Below are 17763 nucleotides of genomic sequence, written 5' to 3' on the forward strand. Positions count from 1 at the left end.
ATTGCCCGGTATTTACTTGTTTTTATAGATGAAAACTTCTTCAAGCCTGCTATAATTAACTGCAGGCGTAACAAATATTTTTTGAAACAAAGCTTTTTCATCATGCTCTATTTTATTTACAACACCAATCTTAATATTTGCCGGATAAATTTGGCTTAGTCCGGACGTGAAAATAACATCGCCCTCTATGATCGTAATTGTGTTGGGAACATGATCTAAAATGTAACCATTTGCTCCATCCGATTTTATCATTCCAAGCTGCCGGTTGCGTTGAACTTTTGCACTAACCCTGCTGTTTGGATCAAGCAAAATTTGGCAAATTGCATAATCACCACTCACCTTTACAATTTTCCCAACTAAACCATCGGCTGTCATCACTGCACTGTTTTTGGCGGTATTAGCAATTTCTTCGCTGGATAATATTCGGCCTGTGACAATATCATGCGGGCTGTAACCAATTACTTTTGCAGGTATGAGCTCATAGTTAACTTCATACTTAAACTGCAGTAGCTTTCTTAGCCGCATATTTTCCAGAAGGGCATCCTGCAAATGATAGTTCTCATAAGCAAGGCGGGTATTTTCTTTGCGCAACTCACTGTTTTTTTTGCTGAGGTTAAAATAAGAACCCATATCATCAATTGTTTCCTGCATAACACCAAACATTGTCAAGCTTGATGAACGCATTCCTTCTACAACGGTGCTGTCGCTGGATACGATGAAAATAAATGATAATATCAGGTAAACAATCAGCAAGATTGATTGATGGAAATGTGAAATAAAATTAATTATCGGGGTCACACCATATTCCAAATTCTATGATTGGACAAATCATTTAATAAAAAAATACTAAGTAGGAATTGAAATGTAAAAAATAAGAAATCAATAGTTACTTAATATTTACTACTTTACTTAAATAGGCCTGCGATTTTTTACAAGCACTTTGTGGAATTTATCAGGGTCGTCAAGAACCATTCCACAACCTCTGGCAACACAGCTTAACGGATCATCTGCAACAAGGATAGCCATTTTAGTCTCTTCACGCAGGCGAACATCAAGATTTTTTAGAAGTGCACCACCACCAGTTAAGATAATACCTCTGTCTAAAATATCTGATGCAAGTTCTGGTGGCGTCCGTTCTAGTGAAAGCCTGATTGCTTCAACTATCATCATGATCGGGTCTTCAAGTGCTTTTCGGATTTCTTTTGAATTTATAGAAACTGTTTTTGGAATCCCATCTACAAGATCGCGCCCTTTAACTTCTTTTGTTAATTCTTCATCCAGTTGGAAGGCAGAGCCAACGGTGCACTTAATATCTTCTGCAGTTTTTTCACCGATTAGCAAATTATGTGAGCGTTTGAAATGCTGAATTATCGCCTGGTTCATTTCATCACCACCAACCCGGATTGAGTTATGGTGAACAATACCGCTTAAAGAAATCACAGCAATCTCAGAAGTACCACCACCGATATCCACAATCATGTTACCCATCGGCTCGCTGATTTCCAGCCCAACACCAATTGCTGCGGCCATGGCTTCAGATATTAAATCAGCCTCCCTTGCACCGGCCCGTTCTGCGGAATCACGAACCGCGCGTTTTTCTACTTCGGTAATGCCGGACGGTACACAAATTACAATGCGGCCAATCATCATTCGGTTTATATTTGCTTTTTTTATAAACTCCCTAATCATTATTTCGGTGGCTTCAAAATCTGCAATAACACCATCTTTTAATGGACGGATAGTCATTATATCGTGGTGTGTACGTCCGAGCATTTGCCTTGCTTCATTCCCAACGGCTACAACTTTGTCCGTGTTTTCTTCCAACGCAATTATGGAAGGCTCATTAACAACAATCCCTTTATTTTTAACATAAAGCAATGTATTTGCTGTCCCAAGGTCAATCCCAATATCAGACGATAAAAAGTTTAAAAATGATAATCCCATTCAAGTCTCCCAACTCAGTCTTTTGAAAATAGTCGCAGATATATTTGTTTAACTACGGCCATAAGTCTTTAATTTATTTGTCAATATTTTTAATGTTTAAAATGGCGAATGCCTGTAAATACCATGGCAATTCCTGCTTTATTGGCCGCCTCAATTACCTCTTCATCACGGATAGAACCGCCGGGTTGAATAATAGCTTTTGCACCAGCTTCTGCTAAAGCTTCGATACTGTCTTTAAATGGAAAAAATGCATCGGAACCAACTATGGACCCTTTTAATGAGAGCCCGGCTTTTTTGGCTTTTTGAATAGCTACTTCTGTAGAATCTACTCGTGACATTTGCCCGGCGCCAATCCCCAAAGTTTGTTTGTGATTGGCAAAAACAATCGCGTTCGATTTAACATGGCGAATTACTTTCCAGACAAAATCAAGGGCGTGCCATTCCTCTTCACCCGGAGAACGATCGGTAACAATTTTAGATTCACGTATATTAACATTGATTGTATCGGCTGATTGAAGTAAAAATCCACCACTAAGCTGTTTAATATCCATCGCCGGCTTTTGAAATTTTTCCGGGTTAAAAGTAAGCAGTCTTAAATTCTTCTTTTTTGTTAGCCTGGCAAGTGCCTCTTTACTAAATGAAGGCGCAACTATGCATTCTGTAAAAAAAGATGCAATGTCTTCTGCAAGTGTCAAATCCAGTTCGCGGTTTACTGCAATTATTCCACCAAATGCCGATTGTTCATCAGTAGAACGCGCACGTTTATGGGCCTCGGCAAGACTATCTCCAATGCCAACCCCACATGGATTGTTATGCTTGATAATCGTGCAGGAAGGCTGGGTATATTCGCTGTTTATGTTTAGCGCAGCCTGCAAATCCAAAAGATTATTAAAACTTAATTCCTTGCCGTGGAGCTGTTTCATTTCGCCAAGAGGATTTTTAGCACTGGTTTTATATAATCCTGCAATTTGATGTGGATTTTCACCATATCGTAATTTTTGCTGAAGGCTGCCGCTAAAGCCAAACTGGTTTGATATTTCATCTTTTGAAGTAAGATACTCTGCTATTGAAGAGTCGTATCCGGCCATGGTTTGAAACACTTCTGCTGCACATTTTCGGCGAAATTCATCAGATATTTTTCCGGCGTTGGATTTATACTCTTCAATAAAAGTGCTATACAAGTTTGGATTTGATAGTACTGTTACATATTGATGATTCTTTGCCGCAGCCCGGATCATGGTTGGGCCGCCAATATCAATCTGTTCTATTGCTTCATTAAAAGTAACCCCTTCCTGGGCGATTGTTTCCTGGAAAGGATAAAGATTCACAACAACCAAATCAATCTGGGATAGGCCTAACTCGTTTAATTGGGCTAAATGGTCTACGTCCCGTTTTGCCAAAATACCGCCATGTATATTTGGATGAAGCGTTTTAACACGGCCATTGAGTATTTCAGGAAAACCAGTTATATCACTTACTTTTTTTACAGGAATGTTTTTTTCATTTAAAAGTTTGTAAGTTCCGCCGGAAGAGATGATTTCAAAATTTTGTTCAACTAAAAACTGAGCCAGTTCATCAATATTTGTTTTGTCATAAACGCTAAGAATAGCGCGTTTTTTGCTCATTACTTATTATCCTTTTATAAAAACCCTGTTATTTTTAAGAATCACATTTCCTTCAACAAGAAGGCTTAAAGCTTTTGGGAAAATTCTATGTTCTATTTTTAACACCTTTTCCGCTATAGATTCCGGAGTATCTTCACACGAGAGTTGCACACTTTCCTGCAATATTATATGGCCATGGTCAAATTCCGGATCAACCAGATGAACAGTTGCACCACTTACAAGCATGCCGCTTTTAAATACAGCACGGTGAACATGAGCTCCATACATGCCTTTACCTCCAAAAAAAGGAAGAAGTGCAGGGTGAATATTTATAATTCTATTTTGGAATTTTTCGATAACTGAAGAATGAATCAATCTAAGCCACCCGGCTAATGCAATAAAATTTATATTATTGTTATCAAGGCGTGCCAGAAGTTCATGATTGTATTTTTCTAAATCATCAAATTCTTTTGTATCAAAAACTGCATGAGCTATTCTGTATTTCTTTGCTGTTTCAATAGCACCAATACCATTTTTGCTGGCAATTAGCAGGCCAATTTTTGCAGGTAGCTTTCCGTTGTTTTGTGCGATGCACAATTGTTCAAAATTTGAGCCTCTGCCAGAAGCGAAAACGGCGACGTTTTTCATTCAATTCATTTCATTTGGAAAGCGGCAAATATAGCCAAATATGGTAAAACAATCAATGCAGCATTAAGGAGAATTTAAAGATTATTGTGTACGCAGTAATACTTTGCAACAATTGTAAATGCTTTTAACACTTCTTTTTTTTTGTTCATTCAAAAGTTACTGGCATATGGTTTGCAATTCTATCTCTTTAATATAGCTGCAATGTTTCAAAACAGTTTAGTTTTTAAAAGCTCCATAAATAATTTCATTCAATTTTGTTCACAGAAAATGAGCCTAAATTCATTCTATTTTAAAATTATGTGTGCAGAATATTTACTCTAATTCCGATAAACTATGTAGCCAAGGATTGAAGATTTATGGCAAATGAGGATCCCAAAAAAATATTGTTGGTGGATGATGAAGAAACATTTCTGTTGGCAACGGCGGATTTGCTTAAATTAAATGGATTTGAAATTGAAAAGGCTCACAATGCCGAAGATGCACTAGAGTTAATTATTTCTTCACATTTTGATTTAATAATTTCCGATATAAAAATGCCCGGTAATATTGATTTAAATTTTATAAGGGAAACACGGAAAATTAGAAAAAATGTATCAATTATTTTAATAACCGGCTATCCGGAATTACGAACGGCAATCGAGGGTATTGAACTTTCTGTAGGTGCTTACCTTGTAAAACCTTTGGAGTTCAAGGATTTACTTTTTCATATTAAAAAGGTTCTGGATAAGGAAAAGCTAATTCAACAAATCAAGAATTGAAAATGTTTTCAAACTCAAGCTTACCTTTCTTTGTGTCAAGACTTGTCTTTGATCCAATTGGCATCGATATTTTTTTCATACCATGGCCATATGGAAAATTGTAGATAACAGGACATTTGAGGTTATCAAAATAATCGTGTAGTATTTCCTCCACGGAAAATGAATCTTCATCATCTGATTCACAATCCAGAAATTCTCCAATAATTAACCCACTTATTGAGTCCAAAATCCCTGCTTGTTTCATCTGAGCCAGATAGCGGTCAATTTTATAAGGCACTTCGCCTACATCTTCAATAAACAAAATCGAACCATCATAATTTGGAGAATATGGTGTACCAAGCTGATGAGCAACCATTGACAAACATCCGCCAAGAAGTGTTCCATGGGATTGTCCGTCATTCCAGTTTTCAGTTCCTATTTCAGCAAGATTGATTGAATAATTTTTTTCAGGATTATCTATCTGCTCCCAAAAATATTTTTCAGTAAAGTCTAAAATTCCGGAGGCCATTTCTACAGCAACCATCGGGCCGGAAATAGATGGTATTTCGCATTTTTGCCAAATTGCCAATTGCAGTGTTGTAATATCAGAATAGCCAACTAATAATTTTGGATTTTGTTTAATGGTTTTGTAATCGATTTTATCAAGCAGGCGTAGATTTCCCCAACCACCACGGGCGCAGATAATCGCATCAACATTTGGGTTGGCAAAGGATTCGTTTAGTTCTTTTATCCGTTGCTCATCCGGGGCAGAAAAATAACCATGATTACCTTTTAGTGATTCATTTCTGACAACTTCATATCCTTTGCTCTCCAGATATGTAATTCCAAGTTCAGTTTTTTCAGGATTAGGTGGATACGCCGGTGCAATTACTGAGATTGTTGAGCCGGGGGCTATTTTTTTTAACATGATATTTTCATCGTTGAGGTTATTATTTGTCAAAAATTACAGGATAAAATAAACGCAGGGTTGTAAAGAGTTTTTATGTTCTCAACATGCCCTGCGTTTATAATTCAGGATTTACCTTTTTTAGAATTATAGATTTAATCAATTTTTGAGAGATATACTTTGTTAACACCTGTTATGTTTTGAAGTTTGATTAATAATTCTTTATTAACAGTCTCCTTTGTATTAAAAACATTGAGCGCAGTATTTTTGTCTCCATCCCGCCCTGAACTCATATGGCTGATATTTACATTTTCTTCACCAAGGATTGTACCAACTTTTCCAATTATTCCGGGAACATTGTCATTCTCAACAATTAATAATTGGTCAGCAAGTTCTGCGGAAAGTTTAAAATCATCATATTCAATAAGATGAAAAATATTAAGTCCAACAAAACTTCCAGCTAAATGAATAGTGCCTTCTTCTGTAATAAAATCGCATGCAATTGCATTTGTATGGACTGTAAGCGGCGTGTCTTTTTTGGCAATCTCAATACTTACACCTCCTTCACGCGCAACTGTAAGCGCATTAACCGGATTTACATTAGCAACATCTTTTTCATCATTTGAAGGCTTTAATGCACCAACGAGCAAATAAGATGTAATGGGCTCAACCGGTACTTCCAATACATTTCCGTAATAACGAACTGAGATTTCTTTTAAGCGGCTTGTTTTAATTTGGTTAAAAACGGAACCAAGCTTTTCGGCAAGTTTAAAGAAAGGTGCGATATACTCCTGTACGTCTTCATCAACCGAAACAAAATTTACAGCATTACGCGCAACATTTTTTTGGAAAAACTCAATCATCTGATCCAGAATCTGATCAGCAACTTTTGTTTGGGCTTCTTCGGTTGAAGCACCAAGGTGTGGAGTTGCTAAAACTTTTGGATGTTGTGCAAGGTCAAAATCTTCAGGTGGTTCACTGCTAAAAACATCTACACATGCCAGTTCAACTTTTCCATCATCCAAAGCACCCATTAAATCTTTTTCATTTATAATGCCACCACGTGCGCAGTTCACAAAAATTACGCCGTCTTTACAAAGCTTAAGATTTTGAGCATTAATCATGTTTATTGTTTCGGGCATTTTTGGTGCATGGATTGTAATTATATCCGATTGTTCCATTAACTCGTTTAAGTCAACAAGTTTTACACCTAATCTGGCAGCTGTTTCGCTGGTGATGACAGGGTCATAGCCAATTAATTTTGCATCGAATGCAGCCAGACGTTTTGCCACTTCCTGGCCAATTTTACCGAGACCAACCACACCAATTGTTTTTTGATATATTTCGTTGCCGATGTAGGTTTTACGATCCCATTTTCCATCAAGCATGCTTGCATTTGCTGGTGCAATATTTCTTAGGCCTGCCAACATCATTGCTATGGTGTGCTCTGTTGCGGCCATAGTGTTTCCACCAGGTGTGTTCATAACAATTATACCGCGCTTAGTCGCTTCCTCTGTATCAACATTGTCAACACCGGCGCCTGCCCGGCCAATAACTTTCAGGTTTGTTGCAGCAGCCAGGATATCCGCTTTAACTTTGGTTCTACTGCGAATAACAAGGCCGTCATAGTCGGCAATTTCATTTTTTAAATCATCCATAGAAATGCCAATTTTATTAACCACTTCTATGCCTTCGGTGCCGTTATACTTTTCTAAAATTTCAGTTGGGAGCGAATCGGAAACTAAGATTTTAAACATGATTAAAACTCCTTTTTCAAAAATATATTTTGTTGTTTGGTAATTAGAGGCAATTTACGTAATTAGATTTTAATATTAAAGATAAAAGGACGGGATTTTGTTGGGAGGCAGTAACTAATCCAAAAGAATTTCAAGTTTACATCTTGGAACATTCTAATTATATTCAATTTTATTTTTATGAGGAATTATGGAAATAGTTTATGTAAATGTTGATAGTGCCAACCTGTACAGGGAAGCAAATTATAGAAGTGCAATCGACTCTCAGGTTGTGTTGTGGGAAAAGCTTGAACGTATCGAAAAGGAAAAACAATTCAGCTATGTACATTGCGAAGACGGTTACAAAGGCTGGGTAAGCAATCACCAGATTTGCAAGCATGATATGCCAATAGAAACAATGAAAACCGTTACTAAAAACCACAGCTATATTTTTGAAAAAGCTAATGTCTTGTCGCAGGTAATTCGCGAGGTTTGTGCCGGAAGTTCAATACCTCTTGAACAAATTAAAAATGACATGGTAAAAACGTTTTTACCGGATGGGAAAGAAGGCTGGGTACGACAGGATTCGTTAAATGAAATTAACGGCGATAATCGTTCAAATCTTATTATGCTGTCCAAACGGTTTTTAGGTGTTCCATATTTTTGGGGTGGAAAATCTGCTAAAGGGCTTGATTGCTCAGGTTATGTTCAGTTACTTCACAAATTGGTTGGCATTTCTATCCGGCGTGATTCACCAATGCAGTTTGAAGATGCAGTTTTAGTTTCTGAAAATCCTTTAGATGGACAAGTTGGGGATTTATTGTTTTTTGCTGAAGAGGGAAATAGAATTACCCATGTTGCCGTTAAACTATCGGACAGTGAAATAATACATGCCCGCGGGATGGTGCGGATAAACAGCCTTATCCCAGGTGGCAAAGATTTTGATAAATCACTTCTGGATGATTTTGTAGCAGTAAAAACATTTTTAAATGAAAAGTAAAAAGTAATTTAAATTTTGGTTCAACATTCTGACTAATTGATGATGGTGTCAATATGCTTACAAAAAGCGTACTTGTCTTAAATCAAAATTATGTTCCAATCAGCATTTGTTCTGCAAAGAAAGCAGTAATTCTTATTTTGCTGGAAAAGGCACAAATGATTGAACGGTATCAGCTTGGGATTCATTCTATAAATATTGAACTTCCATATCCCAGCGTAATTCGTTTAAACAGGTATGTCCGCAAACCTTTTCAAAAAGTCTCTTTAAATCGTAAAAATATTTTTAAGCGCGATAAACACAGATGCCAGTATTGTGGAAAAAACCACCAGGCAATGACCATAGATCATTTAATTCCTAAAAGTGCTGGTGGTAAAGATACTTGGGAAAATCTTGTTTGTGCATGTATCCGATGCAATGGCAAAAAGGGTGACCAAACTCCCGATCAGGCTGGAATGAAGCTTTTACGACGACCTAAAAAACCATCTCATCTTTTCTATCTTCAACATTTGGCCGGTACTTCACACGATACATGGAATGATTACCTGTTTATGAATTAGCAATGTTAAGAATATATTCTATTGCTCTTTATTCCTCTGGATCGAAAATATATATAACTTTTCTGCAGAGTCACTGACGATATAAATCAAATCGTTTTCCGAATCGATAGCAATCCCTTCCGCTTTATTAACCGAAATGGAATAGGTGTTTAGAACGCTCCCCGATAAACTATACTCATATACTTCTTCGTTTTGGTCGCTAAGAATCCAAAGGACTTGGTTTTTAGAATCGTAGCTAATACCGGAGAAATCATTAGCAAAATTTATTTGCTCAAATTGTAATAAATCAAAATTTTCATCCAGTTCAATTAATCTTCCGGGACTTTTTTCCTTTAACAAATAGAAATGATTATTGGTAGGATCGAGACATATCCCTTCAAGTCCATTTTCACCACCGGCATCGTTTATGTTCACATAATTCAACACATTCCCAATCACATCTAACTGAACCATTTGAGATAAATATTCTTCTGCAACCCAAATAGTTGAGTCTTTGGGGCTTTGGATAATTCCCTCCAGATCATTTCCGGTGTAGTTTAGTTCGCCTAAAATATTGCCTTCAAAATCAATTTTATATACCCTGTTTGTATTATCGCTTACTGTCCATAAAAAAGTTTTGTCTTGGGATAAGGCTAATCCTGAAGGTTCCGGGACATCAATCTTAAATTCCGTTTCTTTTTTGAGGAAGGGGTATTCCTGTGTAGGATTGGCACCATCTGAACAGGCAATTATTATATACGAACAAAGAACTATCAATAAATTTTTTTGTATTGGTTTTCTCATTTAATCAATCATTTATTTTGTTACTTTTTAAAAACTTTAAATAAGCATTGTGCAAAGATAAATGTCAATTTTGGAGAAATCTTGAATTTACAATACTCATTTTTCACGAAACCCGTTTATAATGTTTTAGTTCAGTTTTTGTTTTTTTCATTTTTGCCAACTAAATCGGTGTTCAATAAAGTACGCGCCACATTTGTTGCGTGGCTGCTAATTCGTTTTAGCAAATCAATTAAGGTTACATGGATTTCACTGCTCGCTACAGTTTCAGGCACATCCTGCTGTAAACGGGTATAATGGATACGGCGCAGGTCCATTTCCATTAAACGGTACTGCTTATATTTTTTTTCAACTTTTTTGGCCTGTTCCAGGTTAACATCCTTAAACACATTTAATGTCCGGCTGATTTGTTTCATGGTTTTTGTGTGAAAATCTATTACTTCTGATTTTCCTTGTTCTGAAAAATCACAATTTAAATCCATCTTTTTCTGGGCCAGACGTTTTAAATCTTTTGAAACAATATCTCCAATTTGCTCAAGATCAGATGCGGCATGCATCATTTGAAATACCTCGTTAACCCGTTCTTCTTCAAGATCCTGTTGGCTTATTTTTGTAAGGTATCGGGTAACTTTTGAAGAAATAAAATTAACTTCCTGTTCATTAAAATCCACTTCTTCCAGGGTTTCGAAATCCGGTTTAATAAATGGTTTAATAATTTTTTCAACCATGCTGCTTACTTTTTTTCCAAGCCGAAGAATTTCTACTTTCGCCAAATTTAAAGCTAAGGCGGGTGTGTCGATTAAACCTTCATCTAAAAATTTTACTTTAAATGGGCTTTCCTCTTCTTCGTCTTCTAAATCAGGAAATATTTTACAAATCCAATTTGCAGCAATATTTGTAAAGGGCAGCATCACAAATGTTAATGAAACATTAAAAACAGTATGTGCATTGGCAATCTGCCTCGGTACAACTTCTGCCAAATGCTCCATTCCTGTTATCGAAGCTGTTCCTTTTGGAGATATCCAACGAATGAGTTCGGCAAAAGACGGAATCCACCAGATAAAAAGCAGAACACCGACAGCTTTAAATAATGTATGAGCAATGGCAACACGTTTTGCTTCGCGGCTGGTATTAATGCTGGCAAGAAATGCTGTTATACTTGTACCAATATTGGCACCAAAAAGTAATGGAATGCCTGCCTCCAGTGTAATTAAACCTTGCGTGCCTAAAATTATGATGATACCTGTAAATGCGCTGCTGCTTTGAATGAGTGCTGTGAAAACTGTACCGACCAAAAGACCAAGAAGTGGATTTTCTAATGTTAAAAGTAAATCTATAAAGGGAATATATGTACGTAATGGGTACATGGCATCGGACATGATTTTCATGCCAAAAAAGAGCATTCCAAATCCAAGAATAGTTTCCCCTATATTTTTATATTTTTGTGATTTACCAAAGAAAAAGATTAGAAACCCAACTCCGATCATCAACAAAGCATAATCTGTTAGTTTAAAAGCAATTAATTGTGCTGTAATAGTTGTTCCGATATCTGCACCAAGAATTATACCCAGCGATTGTCCAAATGTCATCAGTTGGGCCTGAACAAAAGAGACCAGCATTACGGTTGTGGCGCTACTGCTTTGGATGATCATTGTTACAAAAGTTCCAACACCAACGGCGATAAAGCGATTATTGGTTAAGGTACTCAGGATAGAACGGAGATTGCTGCCAGCCGATTTTTTCATGCCTTCGCTCATCATTTCCATTCCAAAAAGGAAAAGGGCTAAACCACCCAGCAATCCTATTACTAAAAAGAAAACCCATTTACTTTCACGTCCATGAATCCGGAAATAGACAATATCGTTATTGGGAGCTGCATTATATATTCTGGCAGAAAATTCATAAATGCCGCTTTTATTTCCAAGGGTGATGTAGTTTTCTGCAATACCCTTTTCGTCAGTTTGGATAACCTCGGTTTCCAGCAAGGCTCCTTTTTGTTTTGCCGGACCTTTTATAAATAAAAAATGAACGGAAACATTTGAAACAGGAGTGTTTTTACTGTCCAAAACCTGAACGCGAATTGGTTGTTTGGTTTTCTCATTTATCGTTTGGTGTCGGCCATCTCCAGAAAAATTTGGTTGGTCAACTGATGTTGGTTTTACAATACGTAAAAAAGTAGAATCACCATCAGAATATTGTTGTCCATAAATGGAGTGAAAGGGAAAACTGATAAATACCAGAATAGTTAAAAAATATTTACTCATAATTTATCTCCCAGAATATCCGGTTAACCTTGGGTTAATCATTTTAAACTACCATTTTGTATATGGGGTTTTTGTTAAGCTTGCATTGTAATACTTATTATCACCCGTTACTTCTTTACCAAGCCAAGTGGGTTTTGCAAATTCTTCATCTTCTGATGAGAGCTCAATTTCTGCAATTGTTAAACCTTCATTTTCGCCATAAAACTCATCAACTTCAAAAATATGGCTGCCGACTTCAACGATATTTCGGGTTTTATCAATAATTCCGGGTTCACATAATTTTAGTAGCTCAGCAACATCTGCAGTTGATATTTCTTTTTCCCATTCATAGCGGGTAGTTCCACTTTCACTTCCCTTACCTTTTATGGTTATAAACCCTTTTTCGCCTTTAATGCGAACGCGAACAGCTCTTTCCGGAACAGAGGATAGATAGCCCTGGGTAATACGCATTGATTTTTTCACAAATGGTTTATAATCGCCGGTAACTAAAAATTTTCTTTCAATTTCTTGCGCCATTTTTTCTCCTGAAATTCGAAATCTCATTAACAAAGTGATTCTATCATAAATGTATAAAGCACAGCTAATCATTCAAAAGTTAAATTTTTTGAAGGAAAACTATAATCTGATAAGCTCATTTAGTCGGCTTGTTTTTGGATATTAAAACAAAAAGTAAATAAAATCTCTTTGATAGAATGTTGAAAAATGAAATCGTTTGCCGCTAATTATAATTGTCATAATTTCCTCAATTTTGTACATTCCCGCTTCTAATTTTTATAATATTTTTTATACCTTCAGTGTTTAAATTCTGTAAAGGTTTTCATTACACAAGATTGAAAGGAAGTTCATGTCCAGGGAAGTTGTACTAACAGGCATAACCACAACAGGTACACCACATTTAGGAAATTATGTTGGCGCAATCCGCCCGGCAATTGAAGCAAGCCACAACGAAAATGTTTTATCATATTATTTCTTAGCCGATTATCATGCATTAATTAAAAATCAAAATCCAAAACTTTTACAGCAATCTACTTTTGAAATTGCAGCAACCTGGCTGGCCTGCGGACTCGATCCTGAAAAAGTGGTGTTTTACCGCCAATCCGATATTCCGGAAATTATGGAGCTTACCTGGATGTTGACCTGTATGTCGGCTAAAGGATTGATGAACCGCTCTCACGCGTATAAAGCGATGATTCAGGCCAATGAAGAAAATGGTAAAACAGATTTGGAAGAAGGCGTCACCATGGGGCTTTTTTGCTACCCGATTTTGATGGCTGCCGATATTTTAATGTTTAAAGCCAACAAAGTACCGGTTGGCAAAGATCAAATCCAGCATATTGAAATGGCCCGTGATTTGGCCCAAAGATTTAACCACCATTACGGCGAATTACTCATATTACCGGAATCCGTTATTGATAAAAAAAGCTCTGTTTTAACAGGACTTGACGGCCGTAAAATGAGTAAAAGTTACAACAATACAATTCCTCTTTTTTTACCGGAAAAGAAACTGCGCAAAATGATCAATAAAATCATTACCAATTCTCTGGAGCCGGGAGAGCCAAAAGATGCAGACAGTTCATCTGTTTTTCAAATTTACCAGGCTTTTGCATCGGAGGAAGAAGCAAAAGAAATGCGCAAAAAATTTGAAGAAGGAATTGCCTGGGGTGCTGCAAAACAGGAACTATTTGAATACATCAATGAGCAAATAAAAAACTATCGTGAAGAATATACTAGGTTGATGGATAACCCGGATTATGTTCAAAAAGTTTTAATGCAGGGGGCAGAAAAAGCGCGTGATGTAAGTGTTCCTTATATTAAACAGCTTCGGGATGCCATTGGTTTTATGCCAATCTCTAAAATTGGTAACTAATAAATTGTTGATTGAATAATTCACACAGTCACAATAAAACAATCTTATGATTTACAAAGTAAAACTCGATATTTTTGAAGGGCCGTTTGATCTGCTTCTGTTTTTGATTCGCAAAAATGAAGTGGATATTTATGATATCCCTATCTTTAAAATTACCAAACAATTCCTTGATTATATTGAAGTTATGAAAATATTGGATCTGGACATTGCCGGTGATTTTATTGAGATGTGTGCCATTTTAATGAGTATTAAAGCACGCTATTTGTTGCCGCGCCCTGAGTCTGATGAAGATGACGAAATTGATGATCCGCGAACCGAACTTGTTGAGCGTCTGATTGAATATAAAAAATTCAAAGAAGCTTCTATCGAGATGGAAGAGCTTGAGGAAAAGCGCAGCAGAATGTTTGGCCGGGAGTATTTCAATTTTATCCCTAAAACCGAAGATATTAGTGATGAAGATTATTTGGATGATGCAACACTTTTTGATCTGGTAATGGCTTTCCGAACAGCTTTGGACAACATGCCTAAAATACACCAGCATGAAGTACAAATGATTAAAGTAACTGTTGAAGAACAATCCGATTTAATTTTGCTAAGACTTCAATCCAAACCACTTGTGCTTTTTCAGGATTTGATGAAGGAATTAAAAGAGAAGATTGTAATAATCGTAACTTTTATCGCTTTGCTCGATCTGGTTAAAAATGGAATGATTGAGGTTAGCCAGTCACATGTTTATGATGATATTCGCATAAAGCCAAGGACTGCGGATACTGATAATATTTCAGAAGATGAGGATTGAAATTGGGACAAAGATACTCTGAAATTTCTCCTAAAATAAAAAAGTTTATCGAAAGCCAGAAGATGTTTTTTGTAGGTACAGCAACTGCAGAAAGCCGGGTTAATATATCACCAAAAGGGATGGATTCATTTCGCGTGTTAGATGAAAACAGGGTGGTGTGGTTAAATGTAACCGGCAGCGGTAATGAAACTTCGGCGCATGTTCAGGAAAACCCCAGAATGACAATTATGTTTTGCGCATACGAAGGAAAACCTTTGATATTAAGACTATATGGGGTAGCAAAAGCAATTCGGCCAAATGATCCTGAATGGGAAAAACTATATTCGTTGTTTAACCCATTGCCTGGAGCACGCCAAATATTTGATGTGAAAATAGACCTGGTGCAAACATCCTGTGGTATGGCAGTTCCATTTTATGATTATGTTGAGGATAGGGATTTATTAACAAAATGGGCAAATAAAAAGAGCCCGGCCGATATAGAAAAATATCAACAGGAAAAAAATAAAATTAGCCTGGATGGTAAGCCGATCCACATATAAAGGTTTAAAATGGTATTAGACAATATACAAATAGTTGAAGCTCTTCTTTTTGCTTCAGATTCGCCGGTTTCCGGGAAAAAATTGCGTGAGATTCTCCCGGAAATTGGCAATGAGAAAAAGATAAAAAAACTCATCAGTGAAATTGACGAAAAGTACCAAAAAAATAATTCACCATTAAAAATTGTTGAGTTGGCCGGCGGATACCAGATTGTAACCCGTGAAGAATTTGCCACCTGGATCAGCCAGCTTTTCCGGGCCCGTTCCCGGGCAAAACTCACCCGTAAAGGTTTGGAAACACTATCCATAATTGCTTACAAACAACCCATTACAAAAGTTGAGGTGGAAAAGATCCGTGGTGTGAACAGCGATGGTGTTGTGCGGACATTGATTGAACGCAACTTAATTACAATTCGTGGTCGTGAAAAGGCTCCGGGTAATCCTCTGCTTTATGGGACAACAAGTTATTTTCTGGAATATTTCGGACTAAAAAGTATTACCGACTTACCAAAATTAAAAGAAGTTGATGAACTTTTAAAAGGCGATTCTAAATTTTTGGAAAGCCTGGATCAGGTGGCTTTGGATCAGATGTCGCCGGAATCTCTGGGAATAAGTTCCATGGAAAGCGAAAATGTCCCTTCAAACGAATTATTGGATGAAATTGCCCGTGTTGAAAACGAATCAAAATCTGACCCTGATGAAGTGTCTGAAGTTAAGGTAATTGAACCGGAAGAAGTTGAAGAGGAAAAGAATGAAAAAAAAAGTGAATCCGGAGAATCAGATCAATGATGAGAATTAACCGATTTATGGCACAAGCCGGTGTAGCTGCACGCCGCAAATGTGATGAAATGATTTCTGCCGGAAAAGTGAAAGTGAATGGCAAGGTTATCGATCAACTTGGGCTGATGATTGATGAAAACAAAGATCATGTTGAGGTGAATGGTAAGTCTTTAAATATAGTTTCTGAGTTTACATACATTTTGCTTAACAAACCTGAAGAGACAATAACCAGTGTTGAAGATCAGCATAAGCGGCAAACGGTTGTTGAGTTAATTGAAACTTCCCAGCGAATTTTCCCTGTTGGCCGTCTTGATTATAATACCACTGGTGTTCTGCTTTTAACAGATGATGGCGAATTGACAAACCGTTTGATCCACCCAAGTTTTAAAGCACCGAAAGTTTATCATGTTTTATTGGATAGAAGAATAAAACCTATCGACCTGCACCGCTTTAAAAATGGTATTGAGCTGGAAGGGAAAAAAACACTTCCATGTAAAATACGTGAATTGCGTGTTGTTGATAATTGCAGCTTTATGGAAATTGAATTGCGCGAAGGAAGAAAAAGACAAATCCGGATGATGTTTCAGGAGCTTCAGTATGAAGTGGAAGATCTGGACAGGGTCTCATTTGCAGGCGTAACATATACAGGATTAAAACGTGGCCAATGGCGCTTTTTAACTCACGAAGAAATTGATCGTCTAAAAAAAATGTAATCAATAAAGGCTGCCAACTTGCTGTTTGAAGCAACCACTCAAATTTTATAACAAATGATAGCACAAAAAAAACTCACAATAGCCCTTGATGGGCCTGCAGCCTCCGGTAAAAGTACAACGGCAAGATTGCTGGCAAAGAAAATTGGTTATATATATATCGATACCGGTGCAATGTACCGGGCAGTGACTTTGGCAGTTTTAAAAAAGGGAGCAGATCCTTCAAATAAAAAGGAATCAGTTAAAATAGCTCAAGAAAGCAGGATAGAGTTAAAAATAATTGATGGTTTACAACAAACCTTTTTAAATGGGAGCAATGTTAGCACAGAAATCCGAACACCCAAGATTGATCAGGCTGTTAGCCTTATAGCCTCTAACGGGATAATTAGGGAAATGATGGTAATTCAGCAGCAAGCTATGGCCAAAAAAGGCGGAATTGTAATGGATGGCCGGGATATTGGGACTATTGTTTTACCTAATGCTGATTTAAAAGTTTTTATGATCGCATCAATTGAGGCACGTGCACAAAGAAGGTTAAAAGACAGGCAAAACCATAACATTTCTCTGGAAGAAATAAAAAAAGATATTGAACGCCGCGATCATATTGATTCTACCAGAAGCGATGGTCCGTTAAGGAAAGCGTCTGATGCAAAAGAACTGGATAATTCCGGATTATCGATTGAAGAGCAGGTTGATATTATTTTAAATTGGGTTAAAAATTTAAGTACGGGAGAAAACTAAAATTATCTGATTAAAATTACAATTGTAGCTGTTTACACATTCTTCGTTGCATCCACTTTTTAAAAGGACTATAATACCACTTAATATTCCAAGCGAAAATATTATCATTTTGTTACCGTTTCGACATTTGGGCAAAACTTATAATTTTTATTATTT

At 36.8% G+C, this 17763-nt stretch carries 18 protein-coding genes; 9 read left to right on the top strand and 9 right to left on the bottom strand.

Features of this window, described 5'->3' with window-relative positions; all coding sequences use genetic code 11:
* Positions 1-12: 12 nt before the first annotated feature.
* The 4 genes from mreC to HND50_14240 form a co-directional block, all read right to left on the bottom strand.
* Positions 13-798, bottom strand: coding sequence for a rod shape-determining protein MreC (mreC, locus tag HND50_14225; protein ID NOG46394.1), 786 nt, complete (start codon positions 796-798; stop codon positions 13-15).
* A gap of 111 nt (positions 799-909) precedes the next feature.
* Positions 910-1944 (bottom strand): rod shape-determining protein, encoded by a 1035-nt coding sequence (locus tag HND50_14230; protein ID NOG46395.1) that lies wholly within the window; start codon positions 1942-1944, stop codon positions 910-912.
* Between the two features lie 89 nt (positions 1945-2033).
* Positions 2034-3569, bottom strand: a complete 1536-nt coding sequence (gene purH, locus HND50_14235) for a bifunctional phosphoribosylaminoimidazolecarboxamide formyltransferase/IMP cyclohydrolase (GenBank protein ID NOG46396.1) — start codon at positions 3567-3569, stop codon at positions 2034-2036.
* A gap of 6 nt (positions 3570-3575) precedes the next feature.
* Positions 3576-4196 (bottom strand): phosphoribosylglycinamide formyltransferase, encoded by a 621-nt coding sequence (locus HND50_14240; protein NOG46397.1) that lies wholly within the window; start codon positions 4194-4196, stop codon positions 3576-3578.
* A 356-nt stretch (positions 4197-4552) separates the two neighbouring features.
* Between HND50_14240 and HND50_14245 the strand changes: the two genes are divergently transcribed.
* Positions 4553-4954, top strand: a complete 402-nt coding sequence (locus HND50_14245) for a response regulator (GenBank protein ID NOG46398.1) — start codon at positions 4553-4555, stop codon at positions 4952-4954.
* Here HND50_14245 and HND50_14250 read toward each other — a convergent pair.
* Both HND50_14250 and HND50_14255 read right to left on the bottom strand, forming a co-directional pair.
* On the bottom strand, positions 4944-5861 hold the full coding sequence (locus HND50_14250) for an LD-carboxypeptidase (GenBank protein NOG46399.1): 918 nt from the start codon (positions 5859-5861) through the stop codon (positions 4944-4946). The two genes, HND50_14245 and HND50_14250, sit on opposite strands and share 11 nt — an antisense overlap.
* Positions 5862-5995: 134 nt before the next feature.
* Positions 5996-7597: a phosphoglycerate dehydrogenase gene (locus HND50_14255; protein NOG46400.1), complete on the bottom strand. Its 1602-nt coding sequence runs from the start codon at positions 7595-7597 to the stop codon at positions 5996-5998.
* A gap of 187 nt (positions 7598-7784) precedes the next feature.
* On the opposite strand from HND50_14255, the gene HND50_14260 reads away from it, so the two are divergent.
* Together HND50_14260 and HND50_14265 are read left to right on the top strand one after the other, a co-directional pair.
* On the top strand, positions 7785-8573 hold the full coding sequence (locus HND50_14260) for a C40 family peptidase (protein ID NOG46401.1): 789 nt from the start codon (positions 7785-7787) through the stop codon (positions 8571-8573).
* A gap of 53 nt (positions 8574-8626) precedes the next feature.
* Positions 8627-9130 carry an HNH endonuclease gene (locus HND50_14265; protein ID NOG46402.1) on the top strand — a complete coding sequence of 168 codons (504 nt, stop codon included), beginning with the start codon at positions 8627-8629 and terminating at the stop codon, positions 9128-9130.
* 18 nt (positions 9131-9148) lie between these two features.
* On the opposite strand, the gene HND50_14270 is transcribed toward HND50_14265, so the two are convergent.
* The 3 genes from HND50_14270 to HND50_14280 form a co-directional block, all read right to left on the bottom strand.
* Entirely contained in the window at positions 9149-9913 is a 765-nt protein-coding gene (locus HND50_14270; protein ID NOG46403.1) for a hypothetical protein, read from the bottom strand.
* 131 nt (positions 9914-10044) lie between these two features.
* Entirely contained in the window at positions 10045-12174 is a 2130-nt protein-coding gene (locus HND50_14275) for a Na/Pi symporter (GenBank protein ID NOG46404.1), read from the bottom strand.
* Between the two features lie 48 nt (positions 12175-12222).
* Entirely contained in the window at positions 12223-12690 is a 468-nt protein-coding gene (locus tag HND50_14280) for a CYTH domain-containing protein (protein NOG46405.1), read from the bottom strand.
* A gap of 328 nt (positions 12691-13018) precedes the next feature.
* Here HND50_14280 and HND50_14285 point away from each other — a divergent pair, with 328 nt between their 5' ends.
* From HND50_14285 to HND50_14310, 6 genes are read left to right on the top strand one after another with little or no spacing between them, the layout of a single operon-like run.
* Entirely contained in the window at positions 13019-14041 is a 1023-nt protein-coding gene (locus HND50_14285; GenBank protein ID NOG46406.1) for a tryptophan--tRNA ligase, read from the top strand.
* Between the two features lie 46 nt (positions 14042-14087).
* Positions 14088-14840 carry a segregation/condensation protein A gene (locus HND50_14290; GenBank protein ID NOG46407.1) on the top strand — a complete coding sequence of 251 codons (753 nt, stop codon included), beginning with the start codon at positions 14088-14090 and terminating at the stop codon, positions 14838-14840.
* 2 nt (positions 14841-14842) lie between these two features.
* Entirely contained in the window at positions 14843-15379 is a 537-nt protein-coding gene (locus HND50_14295) for a pyridoxamine 5'-phosphate oxidase family protein (protein ID NOG46408.1), read from the top strand.
* A 9-nt stretch (positions 15380-15388) separates the two neighbouring features.
* Positions 15389-16165 carry an SMC-Scp complex subunit ScpB gene (gene scpB / locus HND50_14300; GenBank protein ID NOG46409.1) on the top strand — a complete coding sequence of 259 codons (777 nt, stop codon included), beginning with the start codon at positions 15389-15391 and terminating at the stop codon, positions 16163-16165.
* Positions 16162-16869 (top strand): rRNA pseudouridine synthase, encoded by a 708-nt coding sequence (locus HND50_14305; GenBank protein NOG46410.1) that lies wholly within the window; start codon positions 16162-16164, stop codon positions 16867-16869. Before scpB ends, HND50_14305 begins: the two co-directional genes overlap by 4 nt.
* 54 nt (positions 16870-16923) lie before the next feature.
* Positions 16924-17607 carry a (d)CMP kinase gene (locus tag HND50_14310; protein NOG46411.1) on the top strand — a complete coding sequence of 228 codons (684 nt, stop codon included), beginning with the start codon at positions 16924-16926 and terminating at the stop codon, positions 17605-17607.
* The last annotated feature ends 156 nt before the right edge of the window (positions 17608-17763 follow it).

The organism is Calditrichota bacterium (genome assembly GCA_013112635.1).
Classification (GTDB): domain Bacteria; phylum Calditrichota; class Calditrichia; order Calditrichales; family J004; genus JABFGF01.